This is a genomic window from Serratia sp. LS-1 (assembly GCF_003719595.1).
Taxonomy (GTDB): domain Bacteria; phylum Pseudomonadota; class Gammaproteobacteria; order Enterobacterales; family Enterobacteriaceae; genus Serratia; species Serratia ureilytica.
In genome coordinates, this window is the sequence record NZ_CP033504.1 from 1,315,135 (window position 1) to 1,329,525 (window position 14,391).

16 protein-coding genes are annotated in these 14,391 nt (G+C 58.9%); 7 read left to right on the forward strand and 9 right to left on the reverse strand.

From position 1 onward, the window contains the following. Nucleotides 1–8: 8 nt before the first annotated feature. Nucleotides 9–386 carry a MysB family protein gene (locus EDY99_RS06380; protein ID WP_015377419.1) on the reverse strand — a complete coding sequence of 126 codons (378 nt, stop codon included), beginning with the start codon at nucleotides 384–386 and terminating at the stop codon, nucleotides 9–11. Between the two features lie 210 nt (nucleotides 387–596). Here EDY99_RS06380 and leuA point away from each other — a divergent pair, with 210 nt between their 5' ends. Then, a complete protein-coding gene (gene leuA, locus EDY99_RS06385) occupies nucleotides 597–2,285 on the forward strand; it encodes a 2-isopropylmalate synthase (protein ID WP_046686841.1) in 1,689 nt (562 codons plus the stop codon). Here leuA and EDY99_RS06390 read toward each other — a convergent pair. Next, a complete protein-coding gene (locus tag EDY99_RS06390; protein WP_046686842.1) occupies nucleotides 2,236–3,036 on the reverse strand; it encodes a helix-turn-helix transcriptional regulator in 801 nt (266 codons plus the stop codon). The genes leuA and EDY99_RS06390 overlap by 50 nt on opposite strands. A gap of 137 nt (nucleotides 3,037–3,173) precedes the next feature. Here EDY99_RS06390 and EDY99_RS06395 point away from each other — a divergent pair, with 137 nt between their 5' ends. From EDY99_RS06395 to EDY99_RS06410, 4 genes are read left to right on the forward strand one after another with little or no spacing between them, the layout of a single operon-like run. Next, the gene (locus tag EDY99_RS06395; protein ID WP_033638023.1) at nucleotides 3,174–3,491 is read left to right on the forward strand and encodes a helix-turn-helix transcriptional regulator; all 318 of its coding nucleotides are present in this window, start codon (nucleotides 3,174–3,176) and stop codon (nucleotides 3,489–3,491) included. Further along, the gene (locus EDY99_RS06400; protein WP_046686844.1) at nucleotides 3,481–3,915 is read left to right on the forward strand and encodes a YeeE/YedE family protein; all 435 of its coding nucleotides are present in this window, start codon (nucleotides 3,481–3,483) and stop codon (nucleotides 3,913–3,915) included. Before EDY99_RS06395 ends, EDY99_RS06400 begins: the two co-directional genes overlap by 11 nt. Before the next feature lie 2 nt (nucleotides 3,916–3,917). Next, nucleotides 3,918–4,346: a YeeE/YedE family protein gene (locus EDY99_RS06405; protein ID WP_046686845.1), complete on the forward strand. Its 429-nt coding sequence runs from the start codon at nucleotides 3,918–3,920 to the stop codon at nucleotides 4,344–4,346. Next, nucleotides 4,337–4,735 carry a VOC family protein gene (locus EDY99_RS06410; protein ID WP_046686846.1) on the forward strand — a complete coding sequence of 133 codons (399 nt, stop codon included), beginning with the start codon at nucleotides 4,337–4,339 and terminating at the stop codon, nucleotides 4,733–4,735. The genes EDY99_RS06405 and EDY99_RS06410 overlap by 10 nt, the downstream gene beginning before the upstream one ends. A 49-nt stretch (nucleotides 4,736–4,784) precedes the next feature. On the opposite strand, the gene EDY99_RS06415 is transcribed toward EDY99_RS06410, so the two are convergent. From EDY99_RS06415 to EDY99_RS06430, 4 genes are all read right to left on the reverse strand, one after another. After that, a complete protein-coding gene (locus tag EDY99_RS06415) occupies nucleotides 4,785–6,338 on the reverse strand; it encodes a peptide MFS transporter (RefSeq protein ID WP_046686847.1) in 1,554 nt (517 codons plus the stop codon). 473 nt (nucleotides 6,339–6,811) lie between these two features. Then, nucleotides 6,812–8,050 (reverse strand): multidrug efflux MFS transporter MdtG, encoded by a 1,239-nt coding sequence (gene mdtG / locus EDY99_RS06420; protein ID WP_123061586.1) that lies wholly within the window; start codon nucleotides 8,048–8,050, stop codon nucleotides 6,812–6,814. A 199-nt stretch (nucleotides 8,051–8,249) separates the two neighbouring features. Then, nucleotides 8,250–8,534: a YciI family protein gene (locus tag EDY99_RS06425; RefSeq protein WP_033642669.1), complete on the reverse strand. Its 285-nt coding sequence runs from the start codon at nucleotides 8,532–8,534 to the stop codon at nucleotides 8,250–8,252. A gap of 101 nt (nucleotides 8,535–8,635) precedes the next feature. Continuing rightward, entirely contained in the window at nucleotides 8,636–9,556 is a 921-nt protein-coding gene (locus tag EDY99_RS06430) for a Kdo(2)-lipid IV(A) acyltransferase (RefSeq protein ID WP_025159951.1), read from the reverse strand. Nucleotides 9,557–9,962: 406 nt separating this feature from the next. Between EDY99_RS06430 and EDY99_RS06435 the strand changes: the two genes are divergently transcribed. Continuing rightward, nucleotides 9,963–11,030: a rhodanese-related sulfurtransferase gene (locus tag EDY99_RS06435; protein WP_123061587.1), complete on the forward strand. Its 1,068-nt coding sequence runs from the start codon at nucleotides 9,963–9,965 to the stop codon at nucleotides 11,028–11,030. A gap of 43 nt (nucleotides 11,031–11,073) precedes the next feature. Here EDY99_RS06435 and EDY99_RS06440 read toward each other — a convergent pair whose 3' ends face one another. Beyond that, nucleotides 11,074–11,652, reverse strand: coding sequence for a YceI family protein (locus tag EDY99_RS06440; protein ID WP_016928208.1), 579 nt, complete (start codon nucleotides 11,650–11,652; stop codon nucleotides 11,074–11,076). Between the two features lie 23 nt (nucleotides 11,653–11,675). Further along, complete coding sequence (locus EDY99_RS06445) at nucleotides 11,676–12,230, reverse strand: cytochrome b (RefSeq protein WP_123061588.1); 555 nt, start codon at nucleotides 12,228–12,230, stop codon at nucleotides 11,676–11,678. A gap of 442 nt (nucleotides 12,231–12,672) precedes the next feature. Here EDY99_RS06445 and EDY99_RS06450 point away from each other — a divergent pair, with 442 nt between their 5' ends. Then, nucleotides 12,673–13,731, forward strand: a complete 1,059-nt coding sequence (locus EDY99_RS06450) for an AI-2E family transporter (RefSeq protein ID WP_123061589.1) — start codon at nucleotides 12,673–12,675, stop codon at nucleotides 13,729–13,731. A gap of 335 nt (nucleotides 13,732–14,066) precedes the next feature. Here EDY99_RS06450 and EDY99_RS24520 read toward each other — a convergent pair whose 3' ends face one another. After that, nucleotides 14,067–14,345 (reverse strand): hypothetical protein, encoded by a 279-nt coding sequence (locus EDY99_RS24520; RefSeq protein ID WP_164489266.1) that lies wholly within the window; start codon nucleotides 14,343–14,345, stop codon nucleotides 14,067–14,069. Nucleotides 14,346–14,391: the final 46 nt, after the last annotated feature.

The window sequence follows — 14,391 nt, forward strand, 5'->3', positions numbered from 1 at the left end:
CGTGCGGGTTAACGTTCATCCCACTCATCGGCGGCGGCCTGGCCTTCTTCGGTATCCAACGGCGGCTCGAGCTGGAAGTCGCCTTCCTCCCATTCGTACAGGGTGTTTTCGTCTATCCACTCGGCGGTGATTTCCACCTCGTCGTAGTCACCGTCGAAGATCGCCTGCGCCGCCGCACCGCTGCGCAGCGTCAGGCATTCCACCGCCTCGCCTTCTTCTTCGAAGAACTCCGCCTGCCACATCGTGTCGCCATCCTGCATCACGTACTTTTGCAGATTGAACTGCTGCGGCACCGGCGGTTCGTCACCGCCGCCGCCTTCGGCGGTGTCGAGAAACTCTTCGCGTGCGGCCTCGATGGCTTCTTCCAGGGTTGCATACAGGCTCATGTTCGCCTCCGTTGACAATGAGAGTAAAGCGTCCGGCGTGCTGCCGGCGCGGTGGGGGAAAACGTCAAAACTAATTGTTGTCTCACTGGCGCAGGATGCAAATTTTTTTGTTGTCCGCTCTGCGACGACGGTTGTCCGCAAAGCGGGAGAAGCAGGCGCGGAGGCGGGAAATAATGACGGTATCGTTCACTCAGGCATCAGGAGAAGCCCATGTTAATCGACCCTTCAAGCAAATACCGACCGTTCCCGCCGGTGACGTTACCGGATCGCCAGTGGCCTTCGCGTACCCTGCGACAGGCGCCGCGCTGGTGCTCCAGCGATCTGCGCGACGGCAACCAGGCGCTGGCGGAGCCTATGGATAACGCGCGCAAGCGCGAGTTCTATCAGCTGCTGTTGCAGTGCGGTTTCAAAGAGATTGAGGTGGCTTTCCCTTCGGCGTCGCAAACGGACTTCGACTTTGTGCGCGCCCTGATCGACGAGCGGCTGATCCCGGACGATGTCACCATTCAGGTGCTGACGCAGTCGCGCGACGATCTGATCGACCGCACCTTCGAGGCGCTGCAGGGAGCGCCGCGGGCTATCGTGCATCTGTACAACGCCACGGCGCCGATGTTTCGCGACATCGTGTTCCGCCAGGATAAGGCGGCTACCGTGGCGCTGGCGGTGAACGGCGCGCGGCGCATTCGCCGGCATTGCGAAGCACAGCCCGATACCGTCTGGTGTTTCGAGTATTCGCCGGAAACCTTCTGCTTTACCGAATTGGCGTTCGCGCTGGAGATCTGCGAAGCGGTGGCGGATGTTTGGCAACCGGGGGCACAGCGGCCGATGATCATCAACCTGCCGGCGACGGTGGAAGTGAGTACGCCCAACGTGTATGCCGATCAGATCGAATGGTTCTGTCGCCACTTCAGCCGTCGCGCTGATGTGACGATCGGCGTGCACCCGCATAACGATCGCGGCACCGGCGTCGCCTGCGCCGAGCTGGCGCTGCTGGCCGGCGCCGATCGGGTCGAAGGCTGCCTGTTCGGCAACGGCGAGCGTACCGGCAACGTCGATCTGGTCACGTTGGCGTTGAATCTCTATACCCAGGGCGTGGCGCCGGGCCTGGACTTCAGCCGCTTGAAGCAGGTGGTGGAGGTGGTGGAACAGTGCAATCAGCTGCCGGTGCATCCTCGCCATCCTTATGCCGGCGAATTGGTGTTTACCGCCTTCTCCGGATCGCATCAGGATGCGATCAAGAAAGGCTTCGCCGCGCAACGGCAGCGGCAAGATGGCTGGTGGCAGGTGCCTTACCTGCCGCTCGATCCCGCCGATGTCGGCTGCAGCTATGAGGCGGTGATCCGGGTTAACAGCCAGTCCGGCAAAAGCGGCGCCGCCTGGCTGTTGGAGCAGAACCATGGGCTGGCGCTGCCGCGCGGTTTGCAGATTGATTTCAGCCAGGTGGTCCAGCGGGCGACCGACGGCAGCGGTAAGGAAATGAGCGTCGCGCAGCTGTGGCGCTTATTCCGCGACACTTACGGGCTGGTCGAGCAGCCGCGCTTGCAGCTGTTGAGCTATCAAACGGAAAGTCACGGCGTGGAAGCGTACAGTTTCAACGCGCGAGTCGCCTGGCAGGGGGAGCCTCTGCAGCTGCAGGGGGCCGGCAACGGCCTGCTTTCCAGCGCGGTGGATGCGCTGCGCCAACGCTTCGGTTTGCCGTTGGCTATCGAAGATTACCACGAGCATACGCTGGGGCATCAGAGCGACAGCCGAGCGGTGGCTTACATTCGCTGCGTTTTGCCGCACGGCGAGGCGAGCTACGGCGTTGGCATCGACGTCGACTCCGCCAGCGCTTCGCTGCAGGCGTTGTTCAACGTCGCCGGGCGCTATCTGGCGTCAACGTCGGCGCGGCCCGGCTGAAATAGTCGCTGGGCGCTACCCCCAGCACCCGGCGAAACATGGCGCTGAACGCGCTGGGGCTGTCATAGCCGAGATCCAGCGCCACTTCCAACACCGAACGTCCGATCGCCAGCGCGTTCAGCGCCGCCAGTAAACGGGCGCGTCGCACCCAATCGCCAAAACGCAGCCCGGTTTCTCGCTGGAAGCGCCGCGACAGGGTGCGTCCGCTGACATTGAGGCGTTCGGCCGCCTGTTCCAGCGTCCAGGGCTGCGCCAGCGTGGCCTGAATATGGCGGCACAGGGCGAGCAGCGAGGCCTCGCGCGGTTCGGGCAGGTGCAGCGGCAGGCTCGGCAGCACCCGTAATTCATCCAGAATCAATTCCATGATGCGTTCGTCGCGCCCGCCGCTGGGGTAGCCGGGCGCAATCTCCATCGCGCTGATAATCAGCTCGCGCAGCAGCGGCGACACCTGCACCACCTGGCACTGAGCCGGCAGATCGGCGCGCGCCAGCGGATCGATGAACAACGTCCTGGCCGCTACCTGGCCGGTGATGCGTAGACTGTGCACCACTTTCGCCGGTACCCAGACGCCGCGGCCGGGCGGCACCACCCAACTGCCGAGCCGGGTAGTGACCTGCACCACGCCGCTCAGGCTGTGGATCAGCTGCGCGCAGTTATGGTAGTGCTCCGGCTCGCTGTCGCCATGATGATAATCCCTGGCAAACGGCCGGACAGGCTGATCGGGCGGCAGAACGTCGTGAAAAAACAGCATCGCTGGCGCCCTCCGCGCGGCAAAAGGATAAGACCAAACAGCATGCCATGCGGCGTTATTTCACGCCAGCCTGTGGCTTTGTGTGCGAATACTTTATAAAATAATATTATATAATTTTATATATTGATGGAGGGGCAATGGATATTGACGCGATGCGTAAGGCGGCGGCGCAGGCCGGCGCGATGCTGCGCACCCTGGGCAACGAAGATCGGCTGCTGCTGCTGTGCCGGCTCAGTCAGGGCGAGATGGCGGTAAGCGAGCTGGCGCAGGCGCTGGATATCCGCCAGCCGACGCTGTCCCAGCAGCTTGGCGTGCTGCGGGAGGAAGGGTTGGTGTCCACCCGGCGCGCCGGCAAGCAGATTTACTATGCGGTGGCCGATGCCAAAGCGCTGGCGCTGCTCCATACCCTGTATCAGCTTTATTGCCCACAACCGGAGAACCGCGATGACCATTGACTGGCAACACTTCACGCCTTATTCCGCGCTGGCGGGCGGGGCCATTATCGGCGGCGCGGTGGCGCTGCTGCTGCTGTTCAACGGCCGGATCGCCGGCATCAGCGGCATTACCGGCGGTGTATTGAGTGCCGGTGGCCAGGAGCGGGGCTGGCGCGCCGCATTTATTGGCGGGTTGCTGCTCTCTCCCTGGCTGTATGCTGCCGCTGCGGCTTTGCCGTCCGGTGAGATCGCGGTCGGCAACGGTGGGCTGGCGGCCGCAGGGCTGTTGGTGGGATTGGGCACTCGATTGGGCAGCGGTTGCACCAGCGGGCACGGCGTGTGCGGCGTCGCACGGTTGGCGCCGCGTTCGCTGGCCGCCACGGCGGTGTTTATGCTGCTGGGCTTTATGACCGTGTGGTTGATGCGCCACCTGGTGGGAGGTTGAGAATGCTTAAAACGCTGTTGGCGCTGCTGAGCGGCGTCATTTTTGGTCTGGGGCTGATCGTCGCCGGCATGGCTAATCCGGCCAAAGTATTGGCGTTTCTCGATGTTACCGGCGCGTGGGATCCCTCGCTGGCGTTGGTGATGGCTGGTGCGATCGCGGTGGCGGCGCCGGCCTTCCTGTGGGCGAGGCGACGAGAGCGTAGCCTGTTGGGGGAAACGCTGCAGATCCCGGCCGCCGGGCGTCTGGATCGTCGTTTGCTGGCGGGCAGCGTGCTGTTCGGCATCGGCTGGGGCATCGCGGGTATTTGCCCCGGTCCAGCCTGGGTGTTGGCCGGGGCGGAGATAAGCCGGGTATGGCCGTTCCTGCTGGCGATGCTGGCGGGCATGGCGCTGTATGACGTTATCATGAGGAGGAGGAGGACATGTCGATAGCCAAAGCGGTGTTGCGCATCGCGCGCCCGACCGATCGGTTGCAAGAGATTGCTACGCTGTATTGCCGCGGGCTGGGGTTCGAAAAGCTGGGCGAGTTTGTCGATCATCAGGGGTTCGACGGCATGATGATCGGGCATCCGCAGCATGCCTACCATCTGGAGTTCACGCAGCATCGCGGGGTACGGGTCGGGCAGGCGCCGACGCAGGATCATCTGCTGGTATTTTATCTGCCGGATGAGAACGAATGGCGGGCCGCGTGTGAGCGGATGCGGGAGGCGGGATTCTTATCGGTCGCCGCCTATAATCCCTATTGGGATCGGGCGGGGCAAACCTTTGAAGATCCTGATGGCTACCGAGTGGTATTGCAGCATCAGGCCTGGCAAGCATAAAAAAACCGGCGCATCGAGCGCCGGTTTGCGAGATAAAACGGGCTATCCGTCAGGCGTTGGTCGCCGGTTTTTGCGCGCTCTTGGACTGGGTATTTTCCAGCATGCGGCGAATCGGCACGATCAGCACGATAAGCACGGCGGCGCAGATCAGCAACGCGACTGAGCAGCGAGCGAACAGATCCGGCAGCATATCCAGCTGGTCGGCCTTGACGTGGCCGCCGATCAGGCCGGCGGCTAGGTTGCCCAGCGCGCTGGCGCAGAACCACAGCCCCATCATTTGCCCGCGCATTCTCTCCGGCGCCAGCAGCGTCATGGTGGCCAGCCCGATCGGGCTCAGGCACAGCTCACCCAGCGTCAGCATCAGGATACTGCCCACCAGCCACATCGGCGATACGCCGGCGCCGCCGTTGCTGAGCACATTCTGCGCGGCCAACATCATCAGGCCGAAACCGCCGGCGGCGCACAGGATACCGATCACGAACTTGGTGATGCTGCTCGGACGCACGTTATTGCGCGCCAGCGCAGGCCAGGCCCAGCTGAACACCGGCGCCAGCAGGATGATGAACAGGGCGTTGATCGACTGGAACCACACCGCCGGGATCTCGAAGCCGCCGACCATGCGATTGGTGTAATCGTTGGCGAACAGGTTGAACGAGGTTGGCTTCTGTTCAAACGCCGACCAGAAGAACGCGGCGGAGATCAGCAGGATGAAGCACACCAGCAGGCGTGCACGCTCTTTGCGGCTCAGGCCGGCAAAGGCGAACAGGTAGATGAAATACAGGGTGACCGACGCGGCGATGACGTACACCAGCACGCTGGCTACCTCAACCGGGTTGATGACGATGGTGCCCTGAGCGATCAGCACGATGACCGCAGCCAGGACTACCGCCAATGCCAGCAGCCAGGCGCCGACGCCTTTTTTCTTCGCGACCGGGCTGTTCCAGGTGGAATCCAGGCCCACTTCGCGGTCATAGCGTTTCATCGCCGGTACGGCGAACACCCGGAAAATCACCAGCGCCACCAGCATCCCGATACCGCCGATGCCGAAGCCCCAGTGCCAGCCGTGTGATTTGATCAGCCAGCCGGAGATCAACGGGGCGATGAACGAACCGATGTTGATGCCCATGTAGAACAGCGAGAAACCGCCGTCGCGGCGCGCATCGCCTTTCTTGTACAGCGTGCCGACCATCACCGAGATACAGGTCTTGAACAGGCCGGAACCGAGCACGATGAACATCAGGCCGATGAAGAACAGGTTGGTGCCCATCACCGCGGACAGGGCGATCGACAGGTGGCCGAGGGCGATCAGAATCGAACCGTACCAGACGGCCTTGCGTTGGCCGAGCCAATTGTCCGCCAGCCAGCCGCCCGGCAGTGCCGCCAGGTACATGCTGCCGGCGAAAATGCCGACGATCGCCGACGCGTTCTCACGCGCCAGACCCAGGCCGCCGTCGTACACGGTGGCGGCCATAAACAGGATCAGCAGCGGACGGATGCCGTAGAACGAAAAGCGTTCCCACATTTCGGTGAAGAACAGAGAACCCAGCGGATAGGGATGGCCGAAGAAGGTCCGGCTTTCTGACTTATTGACAGAGGATTGCATAACGATTTCCCAATAAAAAGGCGCTGCATGGCTGCAGCCCGTACTGTGGTTGTATGTGTATTTAATGAAGGCGATCCGCCCAATGCGGATTACCCGACAAAACCGTGGCTGCAACGCTGATAAACCGTGGAAAGCGTGCTGACCTTTTTTCACTTGGCCGATGGTTCACATCTGGCGTGATATTATTTAACCATTTGATAACTGGTCGTTGGTTTTGTCTAGTACCTGTATCCCATTTTTTAGACGAAAAGTCGACAAGCATCTCCTTTTCTGGTTTTTCTGTTGGTTGTGGCGGGAATATGATTGACAGCGGGTTTTATGCGCTGAAAGTTAATTAATTGTTGATAAACAAGATGTTGAGGTAATAATGTTCCGAGTGGGCCGAAAATTCGCAGGCCCGAAGGAAGCATTATTAAAAGTAGGGGAAACGCGGCGTTGATCCGGCCAATGGCGGAAATTGGCGATAAATGCAGCTATTGTTCTTCCTGCAGCGTGTCTTCCCGCATGTAGCCCGGCCGCCGCCGCAGACACCACCAGGAATAACCGGCGTTGAACAGCACCACCAGCGCGGTGACGCCGAAGACCGCGCGAAAACCGTAACCGGCGGAGACAGCGGCGCCGAGCAGCGGGCCGCTGACGTTGCCGACGTCGCGGAACGACTGGTTATAGCTGAAAATACGGCCGGCCACCTGATTGGTGCAGTTATAAATCAACAGCGTCTGTACCGCCGGCAGCAACGCGCCGTCGGCCGCCCCCAGCAGAAAACGCAGCACCCCGAGTTGCCACGGCGTTTGCACGAACGCCATCGGGATCAGCAGCAGCACCGAAACGATCAGCATGAACACCAGTATGCGTTCCGGGCCGATGCGATCGCCCAGCTTGCCCAGCCGCGGGGCGCTCATCAATGCCGCGACACCGGGCACCGAGGCGATCAGCCCGCTGATAAACGCCAGATTGTGGGTGGCGCCGGCCAAATCGCGCACATACAGCGTCAGGATCGGCGCGATCGAGCCGGTGGCGATCTGGATGATCATGGTGGTGACGAACAGGCTGAGCACCAGCTTCGGGTTTTTCAGCGAAGCGAACACCTGTTTTGCGTGCAGCATGTCGCGCTTTTGCACCGGGGTGAATTGTTCTTTGACATACAGCAGCGTCAGCACGAAGCAGACGAACAGCACCGCGGCGGTGATATAAAACACCGGGCGCAGGCCGTATAAATCGGCCAGCAGCCCCCCGAGCAGCGGGCCGATCAGCGCACCGCCGACGCCGCCGGTGGACAGGGTGCCGAGCGCCCAGCCGCTGCGGTTGCGCGGCACCTGGGTGGCGATCAGCGCGTTGGCGTTGGGAATGAACCCGCCGAGCAGCCCCAGCACCGCACGCAGCGTGAGAAACTGCCAGACCGTTTGCGCCATGCCCATCAGCGCCATGACGATCGCCATACCGAGCGCCGAACGCAGCAGCATCAGTTTGCGGCCGCGTCGATCGGCCAGGGCGCCCCAGAACGGCGCGGCGATAGCGGAAAACAGGAAGGTGATGCTGAACAGCAGACCGGACCACATGTTGAGCGCCTGATGGTCGGTAACGCCCAGCGTCTCTACGTACAGCGGCAGAAACGGCATCACCAGGCTGAAGGCGGCGCCGGTGAGAAAACATCCCAGCCAGGCGACGAAAAGATTGCGTTTCCAGTTAACGGGGTCTGCTGCCGAAGCCATAAATGTCCACTGCCGAAAGGTGACGCGTTTTGCCGGTGGCGAGATGATGGGGCAAAACGTGAAAGTTAGCGTGGTAAGTATGCGCCGCAGGCGCGGCGACGGCAAACGAGGGGACGCAGATAGGGCAAAAAATGAAATAAAGTTTTAAAAATGGCGTTTAAACCTTATTCCGCGCTTGGCGCGCGGAATTTACAGCGTTTTATAGTCCGGCCAGCGCCTCGAAACCGGCGGCGGTGGTGGTGGCGCTAAAGTCGGTGACCTCGTAGTGGGCCACGGCGTTGAACGGATCTTCGGCCAGGATGGCGTCCAGCCGAGCACGCTCAATGCCTTTGGCCAGGATCACGCCGCCGGTGCGGGGATTCTTGCGGCCGGAGGCGACGAAGGTGCCGTCCTGAAAATATTTCTTAAGCCAGGCGATGTGCCCGTCAAGGTGGCTGTCGACGTCGGCGATCGGGCGATGGTAGGTCAGGCTGACAATGTACATGGCGGCTCCAAGGGTGGCGGCAAAAGCATTACCATCCCACCCTCGCCGGCGATTCTCAAGGGGCGCGCAATAAAAAACCCGCCGCCGGCGGGTTTGCGTGATCAGTACAGCGAAGGCTCGCCTTCCGGGCGGGTCTTGAAGCGGCGGTGCAGCCACATGTATTGGTCCGGCGCCATCAGGATCTCTTTTTCCACCACTTTATTCATAAAGGCGGCGGCGTCGAGTTCGTTGTCCAGCGGGAAGTTTTCCACCGCCGGCTGCATGATCAGCTCATAGCCTTTGCCGTCCGGCAGGCGACGCGGGGTGAACGGAATGATCGCCGGTTTGCCCATCCGCACCAGCACGTAGCTGCCGGTGGTGGTGGCGGCTTTATCCACCGCGAACAGCGGCACGAAAACGCTGCTGCGCGGGCCGTAGTCGTGATCCGGCGCATACCAGATGATATCGCCCTGTTTCAGGGCGCGGATCATGCCTTTGACGTCTTTACGATCCAGCATCGATTTGTTGGAACGCATCCGGCCCCAGGTTTGCAGCCAGTCCATCAGCTTGTTGTCGTGCGGGCGGTAAACGCCGATGCCCGGGTTGTGAATGCCGAAGATGCGCGCGCCCAGCTCCAGCGTCAAAAAGTGCAGGCCAATCAGCAACACGCCCTGATGGTTGTCGCGCGCTTTTTGAATGTGCTCCAGGCCGCTGACCTTGAACCAGCGCTCGATGCGCCAGTTCGGCCAGAACCACGCCATGCCGGTTTCAAACAACCCCATGCCGACCGATTCGAAATTCTTTACCACCAGCGCATCGCGTTCAGCCTGCGGCATGTCGGGAAAACAGAGTTCGAGGTTACGTTGGGCGATAACGACGCGCCGCTTGAGAAAGCGCATGGAAAATCGCCCGATCGAGGTGCCGAGCCAGTAGATGACGGGATAAGGCAGCAACACCAGCAGATACAGCAAGCCGATGCCTACCCAGGTCAGCCAGTAGCGCGGGTGCAGTAAGGAGCGATTGAAAGTAGGAACTTGAGTCATGGGTTCTCTGTTTTAATACGGTTGTTTAAGTGTAATGACAGAGTCATAGCATGGTCTGACGGCCGGGTGGGCTCGGTCGCTAGGTTCGTTTCTGCCGATTGTTTGCGACTATTGTGGCATTTTTCTGACGATCCGGGAAAACACAACGCATTAAAATCCCCTTTTGGGCGTTAAATATGCATCGAGTGCCGAATTTTTCCACAATATTTCCTGCCAAAAGCCCATGGCGATATCCTTATCAGGAAGGTCAATACGGTGGCATCCGGGATGAGTGCGCGATGCAGGTATGCGCACGCGAGCGCCAGGGCTGCGCGGCGGCGGTTTTTCGGGTATGATGTGCGCCGCGCGCGGGCCGGCTGGCTGCGCGCGGTAATCAGTCACCTCCCGAAAGACAGGAAAGTACACCATGCCAGTGTTACATAACCGAATTTCTAATGAGGAACTGAAGGCGCGCATGCTGGCGGAAACCGAGCCGCGCACCACAGTTTCTTTTTACAAATACTTCTCCATCGACGATCCCAAGGCGTTTCGCGACAGCCTGTACGTTCAGTTCGAAAAACTGAAGGTGTTCGGCCGCATCTACGTGGCGAAAGAGGGTATCAACGCGCAGATCAGCGTGCCGCAGCATAACTTCGACGCGTTCAAAGCCGCGCTGTTCGCCTCGCACCCGGCGTTGGATCAGGTCCGCCTGAATATCGCGCTGGAAGACGACGGCAAATCCTTCTGGGTGCTGCGCCTCAAGGTGCGCGAGCGCATCGTGGCTGACGGCATCGATGACGAGAGCTTCGATCCGAGCAACGTCGGTGAGTATCTGCAGGCCGATCGCGTCAATCAGATGATCGACGATCCGAATACGGTATTCGTCGATATGCGCAACCACTATGAGTACGAAGTCGGCCATTTCGAAAACGCCATCGAGGTGCCGTCGGATACCTTCCGCGATCAGCTGCCGATGGCGGTGGAGATGCTGCAGGACAGCAAAGACAAGAATATCGTCATGTACTGCACCGGCGGCATTCGCTGTGAAAAAGCCAGCGCCTATATGCTGCACAACGGCTTTAAAAACATCTACCACGTGGAAGGCGGGATTATCGAGTACACCCGCAAAGCGAAAGAACAGGGGTTGCCGCTGAAGTTTATCGGCAAAAACTTCGTGTTCGATGAGCGTATGGGTGAGCGCATCTCCGACGATGTGATCGCCAACTGCCACCAGTGCGGCGCGCCGTGCGATACCCATACCAACTGCAAGAACGACGGCTGCCATCTGCTGTTCATTCAGTGCCCGAGCTGCGCCGCCAAGTTTGAAGGATGCTGCAGTGAGATTTGCCGCGAAGAGCTGAAGCTGCCGCGCGAAGAGCAGCGCGTGCGCCGTGCCGGCCGCGAAAATGGCGTCAAGATTTTCAATAAATCGAAAGGATTATTGCAGACTACGATGCACATTCCGGCACCGGAAGAAGAAGGCCCAGCCCGCTGAGCCTGAGGAACCGACAAGCCCGGCCGCCAAGCCGGGCTTTTTTTTATTTCTCGCGCACGCCTTCTACGGAGATGATCAGCTCAACGTCTTGCGACGCCGGGCCCAGATCGGTGGTGATGCCAAAATCTTTCAGCTTGATCTTGCCGTTGGCTTCAAAGCCAGCGCGGTAGCCGCCCCACGGATCGTTGCCCTGGCCAATCAGTTTGGCATCGAGCGTAACCGGTTTGGTGACGCCGTTCAGCGTCAGGTTGCCGACCACCGCGTAACCGTCGCCGCTTTTCTTCACTTCGGTGGATTCAAACTTGGCTTGCTTGTTCTTCTCCACGTTGAGGAACTCGGCGCTGCGCAGGTGCTTGTCGCGCTCGGCGTGGTTGGTGTCGACGCTGGCGGTATTGATGGTCACGTTGACCTTGTCCTTGGACGGATCTTTCTCGTCGAAAGTGAAGCCGCCGTCGAAGTCTTTAAAGCTGCCGTACAGCCAGCTGTAGCCCAGGTGCTGGATGCGGAATTCGATAAAGGCGTGTTGGCCTTGTTTATCGATCTTGTAGTCTGCCGCCAGTGCGGAACCGGCGCTCAGCAGCAGGGCGCCTGCGGTCAGGCCCAATACGGTCTTTTTCAACATAGCAATCTCCATAAATCCAAAGGTTAATCGGCGCTGCTACCCAGCATCCGTTTCAAAGTGACATCACGATCGATAAAGTGATGTTTAAGCGCGGCCAGCCCGTGCAGTACCGAGAGCACTACCACGGCCCAGGCCAGGTAAAGGTGTATGGCGCCGGCGGTGTCGGCCTGTTCCGCCATGCCGGTCACGGTGGCGGGCACGTTGAACCAGCCGAACACGCTGATCGGTTGGCCGTCTGCGGTGGAGATCAGATAGCCGCTGATCAGAATGCCGAACAACACGGCGTACAGCGCCAGATGCGCGAGGATGGCGCTGACGCGAGTGAGGCGGCCATAGCTGGCCAGCGGTTTGGGCGGCGGTGAGACAAAGCGCCAGACCACGCGGATCACCATCACGATGAACAGCAGCGTGCCGATGCTTTTGTGGAGCTCCGGCGCCTGATGGTACCAGACGTCGTAATAGCCCAGCGTGACCATCCACAGGCCGAGTGCGAACATGCCGTACACCGTCAGCGCCACCAGCCAGTGGATCAACACTGACACATGGCCGAAACGATCGGCGGTATTTTTCCAGAGCATCCTGTTTCCTTCGATTACCGATTGGCTGGCTGCAATAATTAAACTTTAGGAAACATAAAATCAATAATAAATTTAACTATGTTACTACTTTGAAATATTAGTCAGTGAATTTGTTCGAGATGTTCGGAGTTAATCAGATAAATCGTTGGAGATAATATTATTTCGCTCACGAGAGGTTTATGCTAGTCATTGAAAAATGGGGCTATTATCTATTAATGTCAGCTTTTGTCATTTTACGTAAACCCCTCGTGAGTTGCCCGACGAGATTATTTGTTGGCAAAGGTTATGCCTATTTATTGCGGCGCAGGGCAGGGCGGAAAGATTAACTTTGTCGAACGGTTGCGCTAAATCCCCTGCGGTGCAGCGGCGGATTTTGCTACCATTAGCGCCAAGAGCCGGCACCCTGGCGCCGGTTAACCCAGTGAAATAACAAGGAAACGTCATGGGCCGAACCCGTGTGACCGACAGCAGCCTGCGTCTGGCCGTCCTGCTGGCGATGTTGGTGATCATTTTGGCCGGGGTGAAAGCCGCCGCCGACATTGTGGTGCCGTTTTTGCTGGCGGTATTTCTCGCCATGGTGCTGAATCCGCTGGTGGCGATGCTGGAGCGTAAACGGGTGCCGCGTATCGTCGGGGTGACGCTGCTGGTGACGGCGGTGATCGTGGTCGTGATGCTGTTTATCGGCATGCTGGGGGCTTCGCTGAACGAGTTCGCCCGTTCGCTGCCGCAGTATCGCGGCATGATGATCGAGAAGCTGCGCGAGCTGCAGCATTACGCCGACCGTTTCAATATCAGCCTTTCCAGCGAAGCGATGCTGCAGTATGTCGATCCCAGCGCGGCGATGAATCTGGTCACCCGCATGTTGGGGCACCTGTCTGGCGCCATGACCAACGTCTTCCTGCTGCTGATGACCGTGGTGTTTATGCTGTTCGAAGTGCAGTTGCTGCCTTACAAGCTGCAGCAGGCGCTGGATAAGCCGAATGAAGGCCTCGCCGCGATGCGGCGGGCGCTGGACGGCGTGACGCGTTATCTGGTGATTAAAACCATCATCAGCCTGGCCACCGGGGTGATCGTCTGGATCTTCCTGGCGGCGGTCGGCGTACGCTTCGCCTTTATCTGGGGGCTGCTGGCGTTTCTGCTCAACTATATTCCCAATATCGGCTCGGTATTGGCCGCCATTCCGCCGCTGATTCAGGCGCTGCTGTTCAACGGATTGGGTGATGCGCTGGTGGTGGCGGGCGGCTTTATCGCAATCAACATGGTGATCGGCAATATCCTCGAACCGCGGGTGATGGGTCGCGGGCTGGGGTTGTCGACGCTGGTGGTGTTCCTGTCGCTGATTTTTTGGGGCTGGCTGCTCGGCCCGGTCGGCATGCTGCTGTCAGTGCCGCTGACGATCGTGGCGCGCATCGCGCTGGAAACCACCGAGGGCGGTTATCGGCTTGCGGTTATCCTGGGCGACGGCCGCCCGCCGCGTCAGCCTCCGGCGCCGCCGGAGTGAGGTAATTTCTTGTGGCTACGTTGAGCCGTGCGTTGTTAATGAGTTTTGAATAAGCCACCCAACGGTGGCTTAACGCTTCTATCTAACAGTTGTATCTGAGTTTGGAGGTAGGTCAGGCTGGCTCAATAATGGTAAGCAATGGAAAACCCTTACCATGCATCGAGTACTTCGCAATAAACGGCTAAATGGAATAATGAATAAACACTTGTATTTCCGGTGGTTGTTTAGAACGATTCATTCAATCGAGTTAAAGACAAAATCAATAGCTTCGCGTCAGTCGTGTAAGTATCACTTTAGAACAAGGGGCATGTGGTATGCCCCTCCATTCTATTCATTTATGGAACACACTGCCAAGTACCTAGTTTATCCTTAGAATAGATAACGTGTTCTTCTTTCGGATTTTCCTTGTTAGTAAAGCATAGTTGGTCAGGATCAACGTAAGTTACATTATACTCTGTGCCTGTAGTTGGATCAGTATACAATAAAGCATCAATCTTTATAAACTCTTCAACTTCATCACCACCAAATTTATACCTTATTTTGAATTTTTGCTTCTTTACTGCTTTTATTTTAGAAAGATACCTATCCAAATCATTATTGCTTGGTTTGTTCATGGTTTACCCCCGTATATATTTTAGTTAACTTAGTATCAGCGATAAA

Excerpts from the sequence above, each read along its gene's own strand:
- EDY99_RS06380 (WP_015377419.1), bottom strand. The coding sequence starts at position 386 with ATGAGCCTGTATGCAACCCTGGAAGAAGCCATCGAGGCCGCACGCGAA.
- leuA (WP_046686841.1), top strand. The coding sequence starts at position 597 with ATGTTAATCGACCCTTCAAGCAAATACCGACCGTTCCCGCCGGTGACG.
- EDY99_RS06390 (WP_046686842.1), bottom strand. The coding sequence starts at position 3,036 with ATGCTGTTTTTTCACGACGTTCTGCCGCCCGATCAGCCTGTCCGGCCG.
- EDY99_RS06395 (WP_033638023.1), top strand. The coding sequence starts at position 3,174 with ATGGATATTGACGCGATGCGTAAGGCGGCGGCGCAGGCCGGCGCGATG.
- EDY99_RS06400 (WP_046686844.1), top strand. The coding sequence starts at position 3,481 with ATGACCATTGACTGGCAACACTTCACGCCTTATTCCGCGCTGGCGGGC.
- EDY99_RS06405 (WP_046686845.1), top strand. The coding sequence starts at position 3,918 with ATGCTTAAAACGCTGTTGGCGCTGCTGAGCGGCGTCATTTTTGGTCTG.
- EDY99_RS06410 (WP_046686846.1), top strand. The coding sequence starts at position 4,337 with ATGTCGATAGCCAAAGCGGTGTTGCGCATCGCGCGCCCGACCGATCGG.
- EDY99_RS06415 (WP_046686847.1), bottom strand. The coding sequence starts at position 6,338 with ATGCAATCCTCTGTCAATAAGTCAGAAAGCCGGACCTTCTTCGGCCAT.
- mdtG (WP_123061586.1), bottom strand. The coding sequence starts at position 8,050 with ATGGCTTCGGCAGCAGACCCCGTTAACTGGAAACGCAATCTTTTCGTC.
- EDY99_RS06425 (WP_033642669.1), bottom strand. The coding sequence starts at position 8,534 with ATGTACATTGTCAGCCTGACCTACCATCGCCCGATCGCCGACGTCGAC.
- EDY99_RS06430 (WP_025159951.1), bottom strand. The coding sequence starts at position 9,556 with ATGACTCAAGTTCCTACTTTCAATCGCTCCTTACTGCACCCGCGCTAC.
- EDY99_RS06435 (WP_123061587.1), top strand. The coding sequence starts at position 9,963 with ATGCCAGTGTTACATAACCGAATTTCTAATGAGGAACTGAAGGCGCGC.
- EDY99_RS06440 (WP_016928208.1), bottom strand. The coding sequence starts at position 11,652 with ATGTTGAAAAAGACCGTATTGGGCCTGACCGCAGGCGCCCTGCTGCTG.
- EDY99_RS06445 (WP_123061588.1), bottom strand. The coding sequence starts at position 12,230 with ATGCTCTGGAAAAATACCGCCGATCGTTTCGGCCATGTGTCAGTGTTG.
- EDY99_RS06450 (WP_123061589.1), top strand. The coding sequence starts at position 12,673 with ATGGGCCGAACCCGTGTGACCGACAGCAGCCTGCGTCTGGCCGTCCTG.
- EDY99_RS24520 (WP_164489266.1), bottom strand. The coding sequence starts at position 14,345 with ATGAACAAACCAAGCAATAATGATTTGGATAGGTATCTTTCTAAAATA.